The following is a 1,089-nucleotide window of genomic DNA, read 5'->3' on the forward strand; positions in this document are numbered from 1 at the left end:
GTTTCAGGCAAGGATTTGGATATGTGCGCTGGGGTAACTAACAGTGACTTTAGCTATGGGTACGATGACGACATTAAAGAATTCATAAAAGATAAAAAATACCCCTACGGCAGCTGGTAATGAGTTTGAAGGAAATAAATATATGCAAGGAGCAAAGGCATGAAAGCAATAACAGGTCTGTTATCCCTTCTTCTGCTAGCGGGTTGCACCGGCGGTAAAGCACAGGAAAAACAGAGCAGTATTAAAGCCCTCTGGGATGAATGGTATTTCACATTCTCAACCCCTAAGGCCCTGCCTGCTCAGGTCACCCTGGTGAAATTACTGGATACCGACGGTTACGGTTACGTTTTCCAGACTATAGACCAACCACAAGGCGACAGCGTTGGAAAATGGGATACCCACAATGGTCTGGGATCTTCACCTTTTAATAGGGCAAAATCTCCACCGCAGATGATTAAGTTCTGCTGGGACTCTATTATTGATAAAAGAGTGTATGAAACCACCTTATTTTTCTCTTTGGACACACAACATAAAATGGTGAGTTCAGAGCCTGACTGGGCAAACCCGAAGGAGACTTATTACTTCCGGTATATGGTGATTGGTCTGGCACCAGAGGGGAAAGTCAGAGTGTGGCTAAAGAACAATGGAGACCCTGACCTACTCCAGACGAGTACCCAAATAACCACTGTTTCAGGTAGTGACTTAGTTATGTGCAAAAATGTAACAAAGCACCCTGATGGGTATGTTTACTATGGCGAAACGCCTGAGTTCATTAAAGATAAAAAATATCCCTACGGCAACTGGTGATGAATTTCAAGGAGATAAATATATGCAGGGGAAACACGTATGAAAGCAATAACAGGTCTGCTATCTCTTCTTCTGTTAGCGGGTTGCACCGGCAGTAAAGCGCACGAACAACAAAGAAGCATTAAAGCCCCCTGGGATGAATGGTATTTCACATTCTCAACCCCTAAGGCCCTGCCTGCTCAGGTCACCCTGGTGAAGTTACTGGATACCGACGGTTACGGTTACGTTTTCCAGACTATAGACCAACCACAAGGGAAAAGTGTAGGCACATGGAGTCAATAT

At 44.4% G+C, this 1,089-nt stretch carries 2 protein-coding genes; both read left to right on the forward strand.

The window, feature by feature from the left end:
- The first annotated feature begins 159 nt into the window (after window positions 1–159).
- A complete protein-coding gene (locus J1785_RS00795) occupies window positions 160–807 on the forward strand; it encodes a DUF2931 family protein (protein WP_217218577.1) in 648 nt (215 codons plus the stop codon).
- Between the two features lie 39 nt (window positions 808–846).
- Window positions 847–1,089 (forward strand): DUF2931 family protein (locus tag J1785_RS00800; protein ID WP_217218578.1); only part of this gene is annotated, 243 nt, incomplete at its 3' end.

The organism is Rahnella perminowiae, from assembly GCF_019049755.1.
Classification (GTDB): Bacteria; Pseudomonadota; Gammaproteobacteria; order Enterobacterales; family Enterobacteriaceae; genus Rahnella; species Rahnella perminowiae.